At 62.6% G+C, this 14,709-nt stretch carries 16 protein-coding genes; 6 read left to right on the plus strand and 10 right to left on the minus strand.

Features of this window, described 5'->3' with window-relative positions; translation table 11 throughout:
- Positions 1–95 precede the first annotated feature (95 nt).
- From rpoN to ptsN, 3 genes are all read left to right on the plus strand, one after another.
- Positions 96–1,622, plus strand: coding sequence for an RNA polymerase factor sigma-54 (rpoN, locus tag NKJ35_RS22235; RefSeq protein ID WP_352649560.1), 1,527 nt, complete (start codon positions 96–98; stop codon positions 1,620–1,622).
- A gap of 291 nt (positions 1,623–1,913) precedes the next feature.
- Positions 1,914–2,498, plus strand: coding sequence for a ribosome hibernation-promoting factor, HPF/YfiA family (gene hpf / locus NKJ35_RS22240; RefSeq protein ID WP_023675267.1), 585 nt, complete (start codon positions 1,914–1,916; stop codon positions 2,496–2,498).
- 59 nt (positions 2,499–2,557) lie between these two features.
- The gene (ptsN, locus tag NKJ35_RS22245; RefSeq protein WP_023675268.1) at positions 2,558–3,022 is read left to right on the plus strand and encodes a PTS IIA-like nitrogen regulatory protein PtsN; all 465 of its coding nucleotides are present in this window, start codon (positions 2,558–2,560) and stop codon (positions 3,020–3,022) included.
- A 111-nt stretch (positions 3,023–3,133) separates the two neighbouring features.
- On the opposite strand, the gene NKJ35_RS22250 is transcribed toward ptsN, so the two are convergent.
- Both NKJ35_RS22250 and NKJ35_RS22255 read right to left on the minus strand, forming a co-directional pair.
- Positions 3,134–3,391 carry a BQ00720 family protein gene (locus tag NKJ35_RS22250; protein WP_023675269.1) on the minus strand — a complete coding sequence of 86 codons (258 nt, stop codon included), beginning with the start codon at positions 3,389–3,391 and terminating at the stop codon, positions 3,134–3,136.
- Positions 3,392–3,454: 63 nt separating this feature from the next.
- Positions 3,455–3,880 carry an Hsp20 family protein gene (locus tag NKJ35_RS22255; protein WP_023675270.1) on the minus strand — a complete coding sequence of 142 codons (426 nt, stop codon included), beginning with the start codon at positions 3,878–3,880 and terminating at the stop codon, positions 3,455–3,457.
- A gap of 144 nt (positions 3,881–4,024) precedes the next feature.
- Here NKJ35_RS22255 and NKJ35_RS22260 point away from each other — a divergent pair, with 144 nt between their 5' ends.
- Positions 4,025–4,966 carry a nucleoside hydrolase gene (locus tag NKJ35_RS22260; protein WP_352649561.1) on the plus strand — a complete coding sequence of 314 codons (942 nt, stop codon included), beginning with the start codon at positions 4,025–4,027 and terminating at the stop codon, positions 4,964–4,966.
- Positions 4,967–5,090: 124 nt separating this feature from the next.
- On the opposite strand, the gene NKJ35_RS22265 is transcribed toward NKJ35_RS22260, so the two are convergent.
- The 4 genes from NKJ35_RS22265 to NKJ35_RS22280 form a co-directional block, all read right to left on the minus strand.
- A complete protein-coding gene (locus NKJ35_RS22265) occupies positions 5,091–5,705 on the minus strand; it encodes a LysE family translocator (protein ID WP_352649562.1) in 615 nt (204 codons plus the stop codon).
- 104 nt (positions 5,706–5,809) lie between these two features.
- Entirely contained in the window at positions 5,810–7,270 is a 1,461-nt protein-coding gene (locus tag NKJ35_RS22270) for an amidase (RefSeq protein ID WP_352649563.1), read from the minus strand.
- Positions 7,271–7,276: 6 nt separating this feature from the next.
- Positions 7,277–8,185 (minus strand): ribokinase, encoded by a 909-nt coding sequence (locus tag NKJ35_RS22275; RefSeq protein ID WP_352649564.1) that lies wholly within the window; start codon positions 8,183–8,185, stop codon positions 7,277–7,279.
- Between the two features lie 118 nt (positions 8,186–8,303).
- Positions 8,304–9,197 (minus strand): methylated-DNA--[protein]-cysteine S-methyltransferase, encoded by an 894-nt coding sequence (locus NKJ35_RS22280; protein WP_254816823.1) that lies wholly within the window; start codon positions 9,195–9,197, stop codon positions 8,304–8,306.
- Positions 9,198–9,311: 114 nt separating this feature from the next.
- Between NKJ35_RS22280 and NKJ35_RS22285 the strand changes: the two genes are divergently transcribed.
- Entirely contained in the window at positions 9,312–10,127 is an 816-nt protein-coding gene (locus NKJ35_RS22285; RefSeq protein WP_352649565.1) for a class I SAM-dependent methyltransferase, read from the plus strand.
- A gap of 9 nt (positions 10,128–10,136) precedes the next feature.
- Here the strand turns inward: NKJ35_RS22285 and NKJ35_RS22290 are convergent, their stop codons facing one another.
- The gene (locus tag NKJ35_RS22290; protein ID WP_254816825.1) at positions 10,137–10,631 is read right to left on the minus strand and encodes a DUF2244 domain-containing protein; all 495 of its coding nucleotides are present in this window, start codon (positions 10,629–10,631) and stop codon (positions 10,137–10,139) included.
- Positions 10,632–10,653: 22 nt separating this feature from the next.
- On the opposite strand from NKJ35_RS22290, the gene nth reads away from it, so the two are divergent.
- Positions 10,654–11,484, plus strand: a complete 831-nt coding sequence (gene nth, locus NKJ35_RS22295) for an endonuclease III (protein ID WP_352649566.1) — start codon at positions 10,654–10,656, stop codon at positions 11,482–11,484.
- 36 nt (positions 11,485–11,520) lie between these two features.
- On the opposite strand, the gene NKJ35_RS22300 is transcribed toward nth, so the two are convergent.
- The 3 genes from NKJ35_RS22300 to NKJ35_RS22310 all read right to left on the minus strand — a co-directional run bounded on the left by NKJ35_RS22300 (position 11,521) and on the right by NKJ35_RS22310 (position 14,567).
- Complete coding sequence (locus tag NKJ35_RS22300; protein WP_352649567.1) at positions 11,521–13,032, minus strand: tripartite tricarboxylate transporter permease; 1,512 nt, start codon at positions 13,030–13,032, stop codon at positions 11,521–11,523.
- A gap of 9 nt (positions 13,033–13,041) precedes the next feature.
- Positions 13,042–13,509, minus strand: coding sequence for a tripartite tricarboxylate transporter TctB family protein (locus NKJ35_RS22305; protein ID WP_352476416.1), 468 nt, complete (start codon positions 13,507–13,509; stop codon positions 13,042–13,044).
- 80 nt (positions 13,510–13,589) lie between these two features.
- Positions 13,590–14,567, minus strand: coding sequence for a tripartite tricarboxylate transporter substrate-binding protein (locus NKJ35_RS22310; RefSeq protein WP_254816829.1), 978 nt, complete (start codon positions 14,565–14,567; stop codon positions 13,590–13,592).
- Positions 14,568–14,709 lie beyond the last annotated feature (142 nt).

The raw sequence follows: 14,709 nt of genomic DNA on the forward strand, positions 1-14,709 counted from the left end.
GCCTTGACAAGCAAAAGCCGGGCCAGTTTCTATGCTGGCCTGGAAAATTCCTTCCAGCAGTGCGGGTGCGTAGACGGGGCGTTTGAAACCGAACCATGGCGTTGGCGGCAAAACTACAGCTACGACAGTCGCAGTCGCTGGTGATGACGCCGCAGCTGATGCAGTCGATCCGCCTGCTGCAGTTCACCCACCTAGAGCTGGAACGCTTCATCGACGACGAGATCGAACGCAATCCCCTGCTGGAACGTGCCGAACCGCAGGAGGACGCCGCCAGCGACCAGGCGCAGAAGGGCGACGCTGCACCGGAACCGGCTGCCGACGGCGACTGGTTCGAAGCGGAGACGGCGTGGAGCGCCGAGGCGATCTCGGAAAAGCTCGATACATCGCTGGAAAACCTGTTTCCCGATGATCCTGGTACGAGCGAGCGGCTCGGGCCCGACCTGACGGCGCAATGGAAATCGGCGTCCGGCAACGGTTCCACCTCTTCCTCCGACGGCTTTGACGTCGCGGACATGGCGGCGGCTGCCATCACGCTGCGCGACCATGTCGGCGAGCAGGTAGCGCTCGCCTTTGCCGATCCGGCGGCCCGCCTGATCGCCAGCGAGCTTGCCGACGGCCTCGACGAGGCCGGCTACATGCGTGCCGACATGGCCGAGATCGCGGCCCGCCTCGGCACGGACGTCACGGCGGTGGCAAGGGTCCTGGCGGTCTGCCAGACATTCGAGCCCGCCGGCATCTTCGCCCGCGACCTCGCCGAATGCCTGTTGCTGCAGCTTGCCGTGCGCGACCGGCTCGATCCGGCGATGAAGGCGCTGATCGCCAATCTCGAACTCCTGGCACGGCGCGATTTCCAGACGCTGAAGCGGATTTGCGGCGTCGACGAGGAGGATCTGCTCGACATGCTGGCCGAGATCCGGGCGCTCGACCCGCGGCCGGGAATGGCGTTTTCGCGCGGTGCCAGCGACGCAATCGTGGCCGACGTCGAGGTGCGCGCAGCCAATGACGGCAGCTGGACGGTCGAGCTCAATGCCGAGACGCTGCCGCGCGTGCTGGTCGATCACATCTATTTCGCCCAGGTCACGCCACATGCGAAAAACCAGGCGGAAAAGGATTTCCTCGCCGAATGCCTGCAGAACGCCAACTGGCTCACGCGCAGCCTCGACCAGCGGGCGAAGACCATTCTCAAGGTGGCCTCTGAGATCGTGCGCCAGCAGGACGCTTTTCTCGTCCACGGCGTGCGGCACCTGAAGCCGCTCAACCTGCGTACGGTGGCGGACGCCATCGGCATGCACGAATCAACGGTCAGCCGGGTCACGGCAAACAAATACATGCTGACGCCGCGCGGTGTGTTCGAACTGCGCTATTTCTTCACCGCCTCGATCGCTTCGTCTGGTGGCGGCGATGCGCATTCGTCGGAAGCGGTTCGCGACCGCATAAAGCAGCTGATCGACGAGGAGAAAGCCGTCGATGTGCTTTCCGACGATGCCATCGTCGACATGCTGCGGGAAAGCGGCGTCGACATTGCCAGACGCACGGTGGCCAAATACCGGGAAGGCATGAACATACCCTCTTCGGTGCAGCGGCGGCGCGAAAAACGCGCTTTGGCCAGCGCCGGCCGTTGAGCTCCGACGGAATTTCCACAGCTTTCGCAGTTCATTGACAAGCGGCAACGAAGTGGCTAGAAGCCCGCCCGCATGAGACGGGCTAGCGAGTGGATTTGAGTTCGCCGATGCCCGCACGAGAGATGGTCCGTCACGACGTAGGCCACGGGACGGCCAAGAAGGCGGCTTGTGATCAACCGGAAAGTTCGGATCTAAAATCGGCGCAAGTGACGCCGCAAAAGCTTGTGCGCGCGGACCACGAGTATAAACTCGGGACAGTTTGAAGCCTGAGCAAGGAAGGTCAGTTTTCAGATGACACTGCGCATATCGGGAAAACACATGGATATCGGCGATGCGTTCCGTACGCGCATCAACGACCGTGTCGGGGAAGTGATCGGGAAATATTTCGATCGGGGCTTTTCAGGGCAAATCGTAGTCGTCAAATCGGGGTCGCGCTACACGGCCGATTGCATGATCCGGCTGGACTCCGGTGCTTCGCTGCAGGCGACGGGCGATGCCCAGGATCCAACGCTTGCCTTCGATACCGCGGCAGACCGTCTGGAAACACGACTCAGGCGCTACAAACGCCGGCTGAAGTCGCACAATTCAGGCAATAGCAACGGCGAGCTCACCGACGTCGCCTATACGGTGATGGCGCCGCTTGCCGACGACGAGGAGGACATACCGGAGAATTTCGCGCCGGCCATCGTCGCCGAATCGACCATGACGCTGCGGACCATGTCGGTGGCGTCGGCGGTGATCGAACTCGACACCAAGGACAGCCCGGTCCTGGTCTTCCGCAATGCCGGAAACGACCATCTCAATATCGTCTATCGCCGGCCGGACGGGAATATCGGCTGGATCGACCCGTCCACGGCCAAGGTCGCGCAGGGGTAAAAACCAGCCGCACGCGAGCGTGGGGACTGGCGACGGCAGGCGAACAAGGGATTTCAAGCATGGATCTGAGCGATCTCGTCAGCGTTCCGGCAATCATGCCGGCGTTGAAGGCGAACTCCAAAAAGCAGCTGCTGCAATTGCTGTCCGAACGGGCGGCGGCGATTTCCGGCATTCCGGAGCGAGAGGTGTTCGACACCATCCTGCAACGCGAGCGGCTTGGCTCGACCGGCGTCGGCAACGGCATCGCCATTCCGCACGGCAAGCTGGCCGGGGTGAAGCGGATCGCCGGCGTCTTTGCCCGGCTGGAGACACCGGTGGACTTCGAGGCCCTCGATGATCAGCCGGTCGACCTGGTGTTTCTGCTTTTGGCTCCCGAAGGTGCCGGCGCCGACCACCTCAAGGCGCTGTCGCGCATCGCGCGGGTGCTGCGCGATGCCGACACGGTTGCCAAGATCAGAGGCACGCGCGACGCCGTGGCCATCCACGCACTGCTGTCGGACACGCAGGCCTCGCACGCCGCCTGAGGTTTTGATTAAATCCGTTGAAGGGCCGCCGTGTGCGGCCCTGTCCGTTTCCAACCAGATCGCCGCGCCATATTTGTCAGTTGATGGCGCCGTTGTCAGTGGATAACGACGTTAGTGGATAGCGACCGGGGTCAGATCGTTTTCCAGCGCGCCAGCCAGTGCCCGGTCGCGAGCGTCCGAAAGCAGGATCGGCTGGCCATTGGCGGCAAACAGGGCCCACAGTTCCAGACCCGGCGCGATTTCGCCGAGGCCCGGGAAACGGCCGCGCAGATCGTCGCTCGACACTTTCCTGAGATAGGCGACCGAACCTTCGCCGAGATGGGCGAATTCGCCGCTGGTCATGATGATATTTTCGTTAGTTCTGGTCATTTCAAGCCTCCGTGCCGCGAGACGCCGCTCAAGGCCATCCCGCATGAGAGCTATCGGCAAAAATCAGTCTTTCACCGATATGTTTATTTTTCGTACCAGCCGTTCGGACTCCGGCCGATCGAGATCGATCGACAGAAGGCCGTTCTTCAATTCCGCCGCAATCACCCGCATGCCGTCGGCCAGCACGAAACAGCGCTGGAACTGGCGCGCGGCGATGCCGCGGTGGAGAAATTCGCGCTCGGTGTCGTCGTTCTGGCGGCCGCGCACGACCAACTGGTTCTCCTCCGTTGTGACATCGAGATCGCTTTCCGCGAAACCGGCGACGGCGAGCGTGATACGCAGCCTTTCGGTTTTGCCGTCGGCACCGCTGAGGCGCTCGATGTTGTAGGGAGGATAGCTGTCACCGGACTTTGCCAAGCGCTCCAGCGTCTTTTCCATGGAATCGAAACCGAGGAGAAGCGGGCTGGAAAAAGGCGTCATTCTGCTCATGTTACAGTGTCCTCTCAAGAGCGACATAAAGTGGAAAAACCCGGATGGCATTTTTCCCGATGGTCTTGATATGGTCCGCCGCCCGGCAGACTTCAAGCCGTCACACGTCCCGCCCAAAAAGACTTGCCAAAACAAGGAATTGAAATGCCCCAATCCCGCAGGATCATCATCGACACTGACCCCGGCCAGGACGATGCCGTCGCCATATTGCTGGCGCTCGGCAGCGCCGAACTGGAGATCGTCGGCATCACCGCGGTGGCCGGCAACGTGCCGCTGAAACTTACCGAAAAAAACGCCCGCAAGATCTGCGAACTGGCCGGCCGGACGGACGTCAAGGTCTATGCAGGCGCCATCCGGCCACTGGCGCGCGAACTCGTCACCGCCGAGGAAGTGCATGGCAAGACCGGCCTCAACGGACCGCAACTGCCCGAACCAAAGATGAAGCTGCAGGACGAGTATGCGGTCGATTTCATCGTCGAGACGCTGATGAGGGAGGAGAGCGGCACGATCACGCTGTGCGCGCTCGGGCCGCTCACCAATGTTGCGCTGGCGCTGATCCGCGAGCCGAAAATCGCGCCGCGCATCAAGGAGATCGTGCTGATGGGCGGCGGCTTCTTCGAGGGCGGCAACGTCACGCCGACCGCCGAGTTCAACATCTATGTCGACCCGCATGCCGCCGATGTCGTGTTCAAATCCGGCATTCCGATCGTCATGATGCCGCTCGACGTCACCCACAAGGCGCTGACCACCGCCAAGCGCACGAAGGCCTTCCGCAAGCTCGGCACCAGGGTCGGCACGGCCACCGCGGACATGCTGGAATTCTTCGAACGCTTTGACGAGGAGAAATACGGCACAGATGGCGGCCCGCTACACGATCCTTGCGTCATCGCCTACCTGTTGAAGCCGAAGCTGTTCAAGGGCCGCAACTGCAATGTCAGCGTGGAAACCGCCTCGGAGCTCACCATGGGCATGACGGTGATCGACTGGTGGGGCGTGACCAAGCGGCCGAAGAACGCCATGGTGATGCGTGACATCGACCACGATGCGTTTTTCGCGCTGTTGCTGGAAAGGCTGGGGCGGCTTTAGCGCCGTCTTTCCTTCCCCCTTGATGGGTTGGGCGGAGTGCCGTCATTGCCAAGCTGGAACACCCCTCATCCAACCGAGCTTCGCTCGGCCACCTTCTCCACAAGGGGAGAAGGGAAAGGTGCCGTTACTTCGCCTTGGAACATGCCAGCCACAGGCCGCCGCCGACCAGGAAGCTGCCGCTGATCCGCGACAGCAGCTTGACGCGGCCGGCCGACAGCAGGCGCCCGGCGCGGCCGGCGGCCAGCGCGTAGGTCGAATCCGAGACGGCGGCGAAGATCATCGCGGTGAGACCCATGACGCCGATCTGTAACGCATAATTGCCTTCAGGCGCAATGAACTGCGGAAAGAAGGCGCCGAAGAACACCAGCGTCTTCGGATTGCTGATCGCCACCAGCAGGCCCTGCAAAAAGAAGCCGCCGCGCGGTCTTTTTGCCGATCCGTCGGCGTTCAGCTTGCCTTTCGAGCGGAACATCTGCACGCCCATCCAGATCAGGTAGGCAGCGCCGATCAGCCTGACCAATTCGAACCAGTGGCCCATGCCGGCGATCAGCGAAGTCAATCCGATGCCGACGATGGCGATCATGATGGCTAGCCCGGCCTGGGTGCCGGCGACGTTGGCGAGGCCGGCGCGGGAGCCATGGCGTATGCTGTTGGCGATGATCAGCGTCACCGTCGGTCCAGGCACCAGGACGATGACGATGCAGGCGACGACGTAGGTGGCGTAGAGTTCCAGCGACATTTTTTCCCTCCGCAGAATGCCGCTCGTGCGGCGCGCTGTCGCGATCAATGCATGGCGATAAGTTGTGTGCAAGCCGGCAAGGCGCCGACAATGCGGAGCTGATTTCAGCAGGCGCCGGCCTGCCATGGCAGCGTTGCCTCATAGGCGGCTGCCGCCCTTAGCACGGAGAGGTCACCGCGCGGCCGCCCGATCAATTGCATGCCCATTGGCCTGCCCCTGGAGTCGAAGCCCGCCGGCACATTGATCGCCGGGCAGCCGCCCAACGTGGCGAGCGCTGAGACCTGCATCCAGCGGTGATAGCTGTCCATGGCACGCCCGGCCACTTGCGTCGGCCAGTGGGTGGAGATCTCGAACGGAAAGACCTGTGCGGCTGGCAGCGCAATCAGGTCGAAGCGGTCGAAGAGCGATAGCAGCATTCGGTGCCAGGACGAGCGCCGCACCGTGGCGGCATGGATCTGCGGCGCGGTGAGGCGCAGCGCTTGTTGCACCTCCCAAACAGCCTCTGGCTTCAGCAGACTGCGTTTCAAGGGATCGTCGTAATGCGCCTTGAGGGCACAACCACTGCTCGCCTGGCGAAGCGTTACAAAGGCTTGCCACAGCGCTTCGAAGTCGAATTCCGGCATCAGCGGCTCGGCCTCAAAGGATACATCCGCGAATCGGCCGAGTGCTGCCTCGCAAAGCTGTAGAATGCCTGCTTCAACCGGCAGATGGCTGCCGAGATCGCCGAGCCAGGCGATACGCCCGCCGGCCGCCGGCGTTTCCACCCCTTGGAGAAACGAGCCTGGCTTATCATGCGACAGCGGCGCGCGAGGATGATAGCCGGCCTGCATGTCGAGCAGCAGCGCCATGTCGCGCACGTTACGCCCCATCGGCCCTTCGACGCCCATCTGCGCATGAAACACATCAAGGTCAGGGCCAGCCGGCACCAATCCCTGCGACGGGCGGAACCCATAGACATTGTTGTAGGCAGCGGGATTGCGCAACGAGCCGCCAAAATCGCTGCCATCGGCAACGGGAACCATGTCGAGTGCCAGCGCGACCGCCGCGCCGCCGCTCGAGCCGCCGGCGGTCAGCGTCGGGTCGAATGCGTTGAGCGTCTGTCCGAACACGGTGTTGTAGGTGTTGGAGCCGAGCCCGAATTCGGGAACGTTGGTCTTGCCGATGATGATGGCACCGGCCTTGCGGACGCGCTCGACGAAGAAGTCGTCTTCCTCAGGCACGAAATCGGCGAAGATCGGCGAGCCGAAGGTGGTTCTCAAGCCTTTTGTCAGCGCAAGATCCTTAATCGCGATCGGCAGGCCGAACAGCGATCCGGTATCTCCTCCTCGCGCCAGATGGGCGTCAGCGTTGTCGGTCTCGCGCAGGATGTCGGCATGTTCGCGCAATGAAACGATAGCGTTGACCAGCGGGTTCACCGCCTCGATCCTGTCGAGGAATGCCGCGACCACTTCGCGCACCGAAAGCTGCCGGTGCCTGATCTTCTCGGTAAGCTCCACGGCAGACAGGCGGCAGATGTCGCCGGCGGGCGGTACCGCATGCTTCGTGGTCGGGCGCACGGCTGTCATACCGCTTTAGCCTGCGGATTTCTGCAGGGCGACATCGACATCCCTGGCCAGCGGGATGGCCGGCTGTGCACCGGCTTTCAGGCAGGCCAGCGAACCGGCGGCGGCAGCGCGGGCAAGCGCCTGGTCGAGCGACAGGCCGGCTGCCAGTCCGGCTGCAAAATAGCCGCAGAACGTGTCGCCGGCGCCGACCGTGTCGAGCGGGGTGATCTGCAGCGCCGGAACCATCAGGAGATCGTCGGGCGTCGCCGCCAGAACGCCGTCCGGGCCAAGCGTGACGACGATGGTACGGCCGGTTCTCGCGGCATAGTCGCGCATCCGTGCCGGGCGGTCGCGGCCACTCAACGACAGCGCCTCGCCATAGAGGTCGAACTCGGTTTCGTTGGCGACGAGATAGTCGGCCTTGCCGAGGAAGCCGGCAGCGTCGCTGTGGAAAGGTGCGGTGTTGAGCACTGTGATCGCGCCGGCCGTCCCTGCCGCGTCGAGTGCTGCCTCGACGGTCTGCAGAGGGATCTCCAGCTGCAGCAGCACGACGTCGCCGCTTTTCAGGAAGGCCTTGGAAAGGTCACCCGGCACGACCGAATCATTGGCGCCCGGCACGACAGCGATCACGTTCTCGCCGTCGGCGCCGACCATGATCAGCGCAGTACCGGTAGAGGCAAAGGTCTCGCCGACGCCGGACAGGTCGATCTTGCCGTCGCGCAGCAGCGCCAGAGCCTCGCCGGCGAAGCTGTCCTTGCCGACTGCGCCGACCATGCGCACCTTGGCGCCGGCGCGGGCGGCGGCCAGCGCCTGGTTGGCGCCTTTGCCGCCGGGGGCAGTGGCGAAACCGGAGCCGCGCACCGTCTCGCCGGGACCGGGCAAGCGGTCGACACTGGCGATGAGGTCGAGATTGATGGAGCCGATGACGACGATCAAGAAGTGCCTCCCGCTAGCGCATGTCACTCTAATTGCGCGGGAAGCTACTCCGTAAGATCGCTGCTTGTCACCCTAGCGGTCCTTACATCGCTCCTATCGTTCCATTCTTTGGCTATATTCACGAAGAGACCTGTCCCGCCTCCCAGCCGAGGATGGCGCGTTTGCGGGTCAGGCCCCAATGGTAGCCGGTGAGCGCACCGGACTTGCCGAGAGCCCGGTGGCACGGCACGACGAAGGACATCGGATTGGCACCGACCGCGGCACCGACAGCCCGGCTGGCGCTCGGTGCGCCGATGCGCGCGGCGATCGAGGAATAGGTGCAGGCCTGACCCATCGGAATACGCAGCAAGGCTTCCCAGACGCGGACCTGGAAGTCGGTGCCGATCATGACGACGCGCAGCGGCTGGTCGGCGCGCCACAGCGTCGGATCGAAAATACGCGCGGCATAGGGCGCCGTTGCAGCCATGTCCTCGACATAGCTAGCGTTCGGCCAGCGGCTGGACATGTCGGCAAAGGCCGCACGCTCGCCGCCCGGGTCGTTGAAGGCGAGGCCGGCGAGGCCGCGGTCAGTCACCATGATCAGGGCGATGCCGAAAGGCGAGATATGGTAGCCGTAGCGGATGGTGAGCCCGGCGCCGCGCGTCTTGTAATCGCCCGGCGACATCGCTTCGTGGGTGACGAACAGATCATGCAGCCGGCCTGGACCGGACATGCCGAGCTCGAACGAGGTTTCAAGCAGCGGCATGCCGGCATCGAGCAGCTTGCGCGCATGATCGAGGGTAACGGCCTGCAGAAAAGCCTTGGGCGACAGGCCGGCCCAGCGGGTGAACAGCTTCTGCAGCCCGGTCGGCGTCTCGCCGACCTCCTCGGCCAGCACTTCCAGCGAAGGCTGGTCGCGATAGTCGAGGCTGATCTTTTCGATGGCACGACGGACGATTTCGTAGTCACCGCCTTCAGGCGTGATGTCTTTCTGAAGGATTGCTGTCGTTTTGAGAGGCATTTGGGCGTTCATGGCAGTATCTCCTTGCGTGCGAATATCGTCCTTCGCGGCGGCGATCACCACCCGAAACTTGCTTTCCCGCAGCATGTACCCAGATAGAGCTGGCTTTGAATGGGGAGGACGGTCGTGGCTGGTGAAAAAGTAAACCTGACCGGGGCAAAGGAGACTTTGCTTTTGACACTTTACGGCAAGGCGCTGGAGAGCCGGCTGCCCAATTCGCTGCTCAGGGACTACTTTGCCGACGAGGCGGTGCGCAACATCGATTATGATTTCTCACGGCTCAAGGTCGACAACAATCTCGGCATCGGTCTAGCAATCAGGGCAAAGACGCTGGACGTCTGCGTTCAGGACTTTGTCGCCCGAAATCCTGACACCATCGTGCTGCATCTGGGGTGTGGGCTCGACACGCGCATATTTCGTATCGACCCGCCAGCCGGCGTGGACTGGTTCGATGTCGACTATCCCGAAGTCATCGACCTCAGGCGCAGGCTCTATCCCGTGCGGGATCGCTACCACCTGATCGCTTCGTCGCTCACCGAACCTGGATGGCTGAACGAAGTACCTCGGGATCGCCCGGCCATAGTCGTGGCGGAAGGCCTGACTCCCTACCTGGCCGCCGAGGACGGGCAGCAACTGTTTTCTCGTTTGGTGGGACATCTTTCGAGCGGCGAACTGGTTTTCGATGCCTATAGTCGCCTGGGCCTGAAGATCATTCGCCTCAATTCCTCCTTCCGCGCCACCGGCGCCGAGGTCCATTGGAGCATTGAGAACCCGCATGAATTGGAGCGAGCCGTTCCGAAGCTGCGGTTCATCGAGGACATCCCTGCCTATAAGCCGGAACATGCCGCTCGCATGCGCTGGCTCGCGAAACTGTTTGTTCGCCTTTGGAAATACATTCCAGCATTGCGCAAGATCGGCAGGCTGTTGCGCTATCGGTTCTGAAACGCTGGCTCAGCGCGCCTTGGCGGTCGCCAGAGCGCGCGAAAATGCGGTGGCAAAACTCTCGCGGTCGTCGGGGTTGAGAAAGGCGCCGATCGAGACGGTTTTTCCTTGCGCCTCGACCGCCATTCTGGTGATGCCGATCTCGGCGTGGCGGGCGATCGAAAAGCGTGCCCAGAACGGATTGAAGCGGTGTGATTCCGATTTGCCCGACGGGGCAGTCTTGCGGATATCGAGGCTGGTGCGCGACACCGACACCTCCTCGCGAGCCCGGGCGGCGCGATAATTGGCACGGAAGGCGATATAGACGGCGATCACGTCGAGGCCGAAGAAGCCGAACACCGGCCAGGCGCCGCGCGACAGAAAAAACGCTCCGGTCACCAGCCACCCGAACAGCAGTGCGCCCATCAGGATGGCAAAGCCGGTCTTGCCCAGCGACCGGTGCGGTGTCAGCAGCGCCTGGAAGAATGGCTCGTCGGCCTGAAATGAGGCGTTTGTGTCGCTCATTGGGGAATATTATAGGAAGGCAATGACAAGCCCCAAGCCCAAAAACTCTTCCGCGCTCAAAAAAGACCTGCTGCCCGGCCGCCGCGATGGCTCGAACGCCAAGCCGCGTCCGCGGCCGGCGAGATCGCGGGTGCTTTACAGCCCGGCCGAGGTGCATGAGATTTTTCGCCGTTTTTCCGTTCAGCGGCCGGAGCCGAGAGGCGAACTCGAACACATCAACCCCTTCACGCTGCTGGTGGCGGTGGTGCTTTCGGCTCAGGCGACGGACGCCGGCGTCAACAAGGCGACGCGGGCGCTGTTCAAAATTGCCGACACGCCGCAAAAGATGCTGGCGCTGGGCGAGGCCAAGCTCGGCGACCATATCCGCACCATCGGGCTATGGCGCAACAAGGCCAAGAACGTCATCGCGCTGTCCGAGGCGCTGATCCGTGACCACGGCGGCGAGGTGCCTGAGGATCGCGATCAACTGGTCGAGCTGCCGGGTGTCGGCCGCAAGACCGCAAATGTCGTGCTCAACGTCGCCTTCGGCCAGCACACGATGGCAGTCGACACGCACATCTTCCGCATCGGTAACAGGCTCGGCCTGGCGCCGGGCAAGACGCCGGAACAGGTAGAGCAAGGTTTCCTGAAGATCATTCCGGATGAATATATCCGGCATGCGCATCATTGGCTGATCCTGCACGGCCGCTATGTCTGCAAGGCACGCAAGCCGGATTGCCCGGCCTGCGTCATCGCCGATATCTGCAAGGCCAAGGAAAAGACGACCAGCGTGCCTGCACCACTCGTCGAGATCGCGCCGCTCGGGCCAGTGGAAGCAGCTCAGGACCAAGCAGCGGCAACCACTGCCAGCTAAGAATCTAAAGTTCCTGTTATGCGGCGACATCCATGTTCAGGAACTCTCCTCGACGAACACCTCTTCGCGCTTCTTCTTGACCGCGGGGAGAAAGACGATGACGAGCACGGCGAGCGCGATGAGGAGCAGGCTGGCGCTGATCGGCCGCGTCACGAAGGCGCTTGGGTCGCCGCGCGAGAGGATCATGGCGCGGCGCAGGTTTTCCTCAAGCAGCGGGCCGAGCACGAAGCCGAGCAGCAGCGGCGCAGGTTCGCAGCGCAGCTTGGTCAGGATGTAGCCAAGCAAGCCGAAGAAGGCGACGGCATAGAGGTCGTAGACATTGGTGTTGACGCTGTAAACGCCGATCGAGCAGAACGCCATGATGATCGGGAAGAGCACGTAGTAGGGGATGGTAAGGAGTTTCACCCAGAGCCCGATCAGCGGCAGGTTCAAGACAATCAACATCAGATTGCCGATCCACATCGAGGTGATGATCCCCCAAAACAGCGCGGGCTGTTCGATGGCGACATTGGGGCCGGGCACGATGCCCTGGATGATCATCGCTCCGATCATCAGCGCCATTACCGGGTTGGCCGGAATGCCGAGCGTCAGCATCGGGATGAAGGAGGTTTGGGCGCCGGCATTGTTGGCCGATTCCGGTCCGGCGACGCCTTCGATGGCGCCCTTGCCGAATTCCCCGGGATTTTTCGAGACACGTTTTTCGACGGTGTAGGAGGCAAAGGCGGCAAGGATCGCGCCGCCTCCCGGCAGGATGCCGAGCGCCGAACCGATGATCGTTCCGCGCACGATGGGAGCCGCCATGCGCCGAAAATCTTCTTTACTCGGCATAAGGCCGGAGATACTTCGGATCAGCACGGAACGCTCATGCTCGTTTTCGAGGTTGCGCAATATCTCGGCGACGCCGAAGACGCCGACCGCCACCGCGACGAAATTCAGCCCGTCGGCATATTCGCGGATGCCGAGCGTGAAGCGGGGCGTACCGGTGTAAATATCGGTGCCGACAAGTCCCAGCAGCAGGCCGAGCACGACCATGGCCAGCGCCTTGACGATCGAGCCGTGGGCGAGCGCGACGGACGAGACCAGGCCGACGATCATCAGCGAAAAATACTCGGCCGCGCCGAATCTCAGCGCTATCGCCGTCAGCGGTGGGGCGAAGATGGCAACGAGGAAGGTCGACACCGTGCCGGCAAAGAACGAGCCTATTGCCGCGGTCGCCAGGGCTGCTCCGGCGCGGCCGTTCCTGGCCATCTGATAACCGTCGATTGCGGTGACGGCCGACGAGGATTCGCCGGGCATGTTGATGAGAATGGCGGTGGTCGAGCCGCCATACTGCGCGCCGTAATAGATACCGGCGAGCATGATGAGAGAGGAAACCGGGTCGCCGATCTGGAAGGTGATCGGCAACAGCATGGCGATGGTTGCGGTGGCACCGATGCCGGGCAGGACGCCAATCAGCGTGCCGAGAAGGACGCCGATCAGGCAGAAACCGAGATTTGCCAAAGATGTGGCTGTCGAAAAGCCAAGTGCGAGATTGTTGAGGAGTTCCATTTCATCTCCTCACAACGACAGTGGCAACCACGGGCCGAAACGCCGGAACGGCAGGCCGAGTGCGTAGCTGAAGACGACGAATGCGAACAGCGTCAGGCCGGCCGACAGTACGAGTGCGGTCAGCGGCCTCATGCGGCCGCTACCGAACGATGCGATCAGCGCCGTCAGGAAGATCGACGGGATGAAGCCGAGGCCGCGCACCGTCAGGCCGAAGAAGATCGGAGCAGGCAGGATAAACAGCATGCCGCGCCACGCGATGTAACCAATCGGCTCGCTCTCGAAACGCACCGCTTGGACAAGGATGGCGGCGCCAAGCAGGATCAGCACGATCGCCAGCACGAGCGGGAAATAACCCGGCCCCATGCGAAAGGCGGTGCCGATTTCGAGGCCCAGCGACTGCAGCGCGAAAAAGGCGCCAATAAAGACCAACAGCGCGGCGCATATGCCGTTGGTCCTGTCGATTGCGAAAGGTTTCATTGCGTCCTCCCGGCTCGCCTCATGGGCGTGCCGATGCCGGTGTAAAAAAACGGGGCGCTGATGGCGCCCCGTTAGAACCTTTAGTCGGCGTACTGGCCGGCCGCTTCGATGATCGGCTTCCAGCGCGCGATCTCACTTTCCAGCTTGGCTTTGAGCGCGGCCGGCGTGGCATCGGCCTCCGGCGACGGCTTGGTGCCGAGTTCGGCAAATCGGGCAACGACATTCTGGTCCTTCAGCGCCACCTGCAGCGATTTCGAAAGGCGTTCGGTGATCTCGGCCGGTGTGCCCTTGGGGGCATAGATTCCGTGCCAGATGCCGACCTGCACCTGGGGAAGGCCGGCTTCTATCGTCGTCGGCACGTCCGGCAGCACATCGAGGCGTTGTGGCGAGGTTACGGCATAGGCCTTGATAGTGCCGCCCTGAATCTGCTTGGTGGTATTGGTCGTCTGGTCGCACATGATATCGACCTGGCCGCCGAGAAGATCGGTCATGGCCGGGCCGGTGCCCTTGTAGGGTACGGTGACCAGCGGCGTGCCGATGGCGCTCATGAACAGCATGCCGCACAGATGCGAGGCGGCACCGATCCCGGCATTGGCAACGGTGATGCTGTCCTTGTTGGCCTTGGCATAGTCGACCAGCCCCTTCAGATCGGTCGGCTCGAGGTCCTTGCGGCCGACGATGGTCATCGGCACCTCGGTGACGAGGCCGACATATTCGAAGCCGTTCAGCGTGTCGTAGGCGAGCTTTCTATAGAGCGTAGCACTTGTAGCCATGCCGATGTGATGGAGGAGCAGCGTGTAGCCGTCAGGCTCGGCATTTGCGACGCGGCCGGCGCCGAGCGTGCCGCCGGCGCCGCCGACATTCTCGACGATGACCTGCTGGCCGAGGTCTTTCGACATAGCTTCCGCGACAAGACGCGCGACGGTGTCGGTCGGGCCACCGGCCGAAAACGGCACGACAATGGTGATGGTGCGTTCGGGGTAGGTCTGCGCGCCAGCCGCCGACGGATAAAGCATGGCGGCCGCAGCGACAGCCAGCGCGGCGATGAGTTTTCGCATCGTGTTTCCTCCCAGGATATGATTGCCAACCGCTGCGCGGGTTCCTCCAAAACGACTGTAGATGGAGCAATAACTAGCGCAACCCGACAAATGACAATCGCGCTCAAACGGCAAACCGCACGTTTCTCTGCGCAAATAAGCG

This window comes from Mesorhizobium sp. M0136, from assembly GCF_040322515.1.
Classification (GTDB): Bacteria; Pseudomonadota; Alphaproteobacteria; order Rhizobiales; family Rhizobiaceae; genus Mesorhizobium.

Excerpts from the sequence above, each read along its gene's own strand:
- rpoN (WP_352649560.1), top strand. The coding sequence starts at position 96 with ATGGCGTTGGCGGCAAAACTACAGCTACGACAGTCGCAGTCGCTGGTG.
- hpf (WP_023675267.1), top strand. The coding sequence starts at position 1,914 with ATGACACTGCGCATATCGGGAAAACACATGGATATCGGCGATGCGTTC.
- ptsN (WP_023675268.1), top strand. The coding sequence starts at position 2,558 with ATGGATCTGAGCGATCTCGTCAGCGTTCCGGCAATCATGCCGGCGTTG.
- NKJ35_RS22250 (WP_023675269.1), bottom strand. The coding sequence starts at position 3,391 with ATGACCAGAACTAACGAAAATATCATCATGACCAGCGGCGAATTCGCC.
- NKJ35_RS22255 (WP_023675270.1), bottom strand. The coding sequence starts at position 3,880 with ATGAGCAGAATGACGCCTTTTTCCAGCCCGCTTCTCCTCGGTTTCGAT.
- NKJ35_RS22260 (WP_352649561.1), top strand. The coding sequence starts at position 4,025 with ATGCCCCAATCCCGCAGGATCATCATCGACACTGACCCCGGCCAGGAC.
- NKJ35_RS22265 (WP_352649562.1), bottom strand. The coding sequence starts at position 5,705 with ATGTCGCTGGAACTCTACGCCACCTACGTCGTCGCCTGCATCGTCATC.
- NKJ35_RS22270 (WP_352649563.1), bottom strand. The coding sequence starts at position 7,270 with ATGACAGCCGTGCGCCCGACCACGAAGCATGCGGTACCGCCCGCCGGC.
- NKJ35_RS22280 (WP_254816823.1), bottom strand. The coding sequence starts at position 9,197 with ATGAACGCCCAAATGCCTCTCAAAACGACAGCAATCCTTCAGAAAGAC.
- NKJ35_RS22290 (WP_254816825.1), bottom strand. The coding sequence starts at position 10,631 with ATGAGCGACACAAACGCCTCATTTCAGGCCGACGAGCCATTCTTCCAG.
- nth (WP_352649566.1), top strand. The coding sequence starts at position 10,654 with ATGACAAGCCCCAAGCCCAAAAACTCTTCCGCGCTCAAAAAAGACCTG.
- NKJ35_RS22300 (WP_352649567.1), bottom strand. The coding sequence starts at position 13,032 with ATGGAACTCCTCAACAATCTCGCACTTGGCTTTTCGACAGCCACATCT.
- NKJ35_RS22305 (WP_352476416.1), bottom strand. The coding sequence starts at position 13,509 with ATGAAACCTTTCGCAATCGACAGGACCAACGGCATATGCGCCGCGCTG.
- NKJ35_RS22310 (WP_254816829.1), bottom strand. The coding sequence starts at position 14,567 with ATGCGAAAACTCATCGCCGCGCTGGCTGTCGCTGCGGCCGCCATGCTT.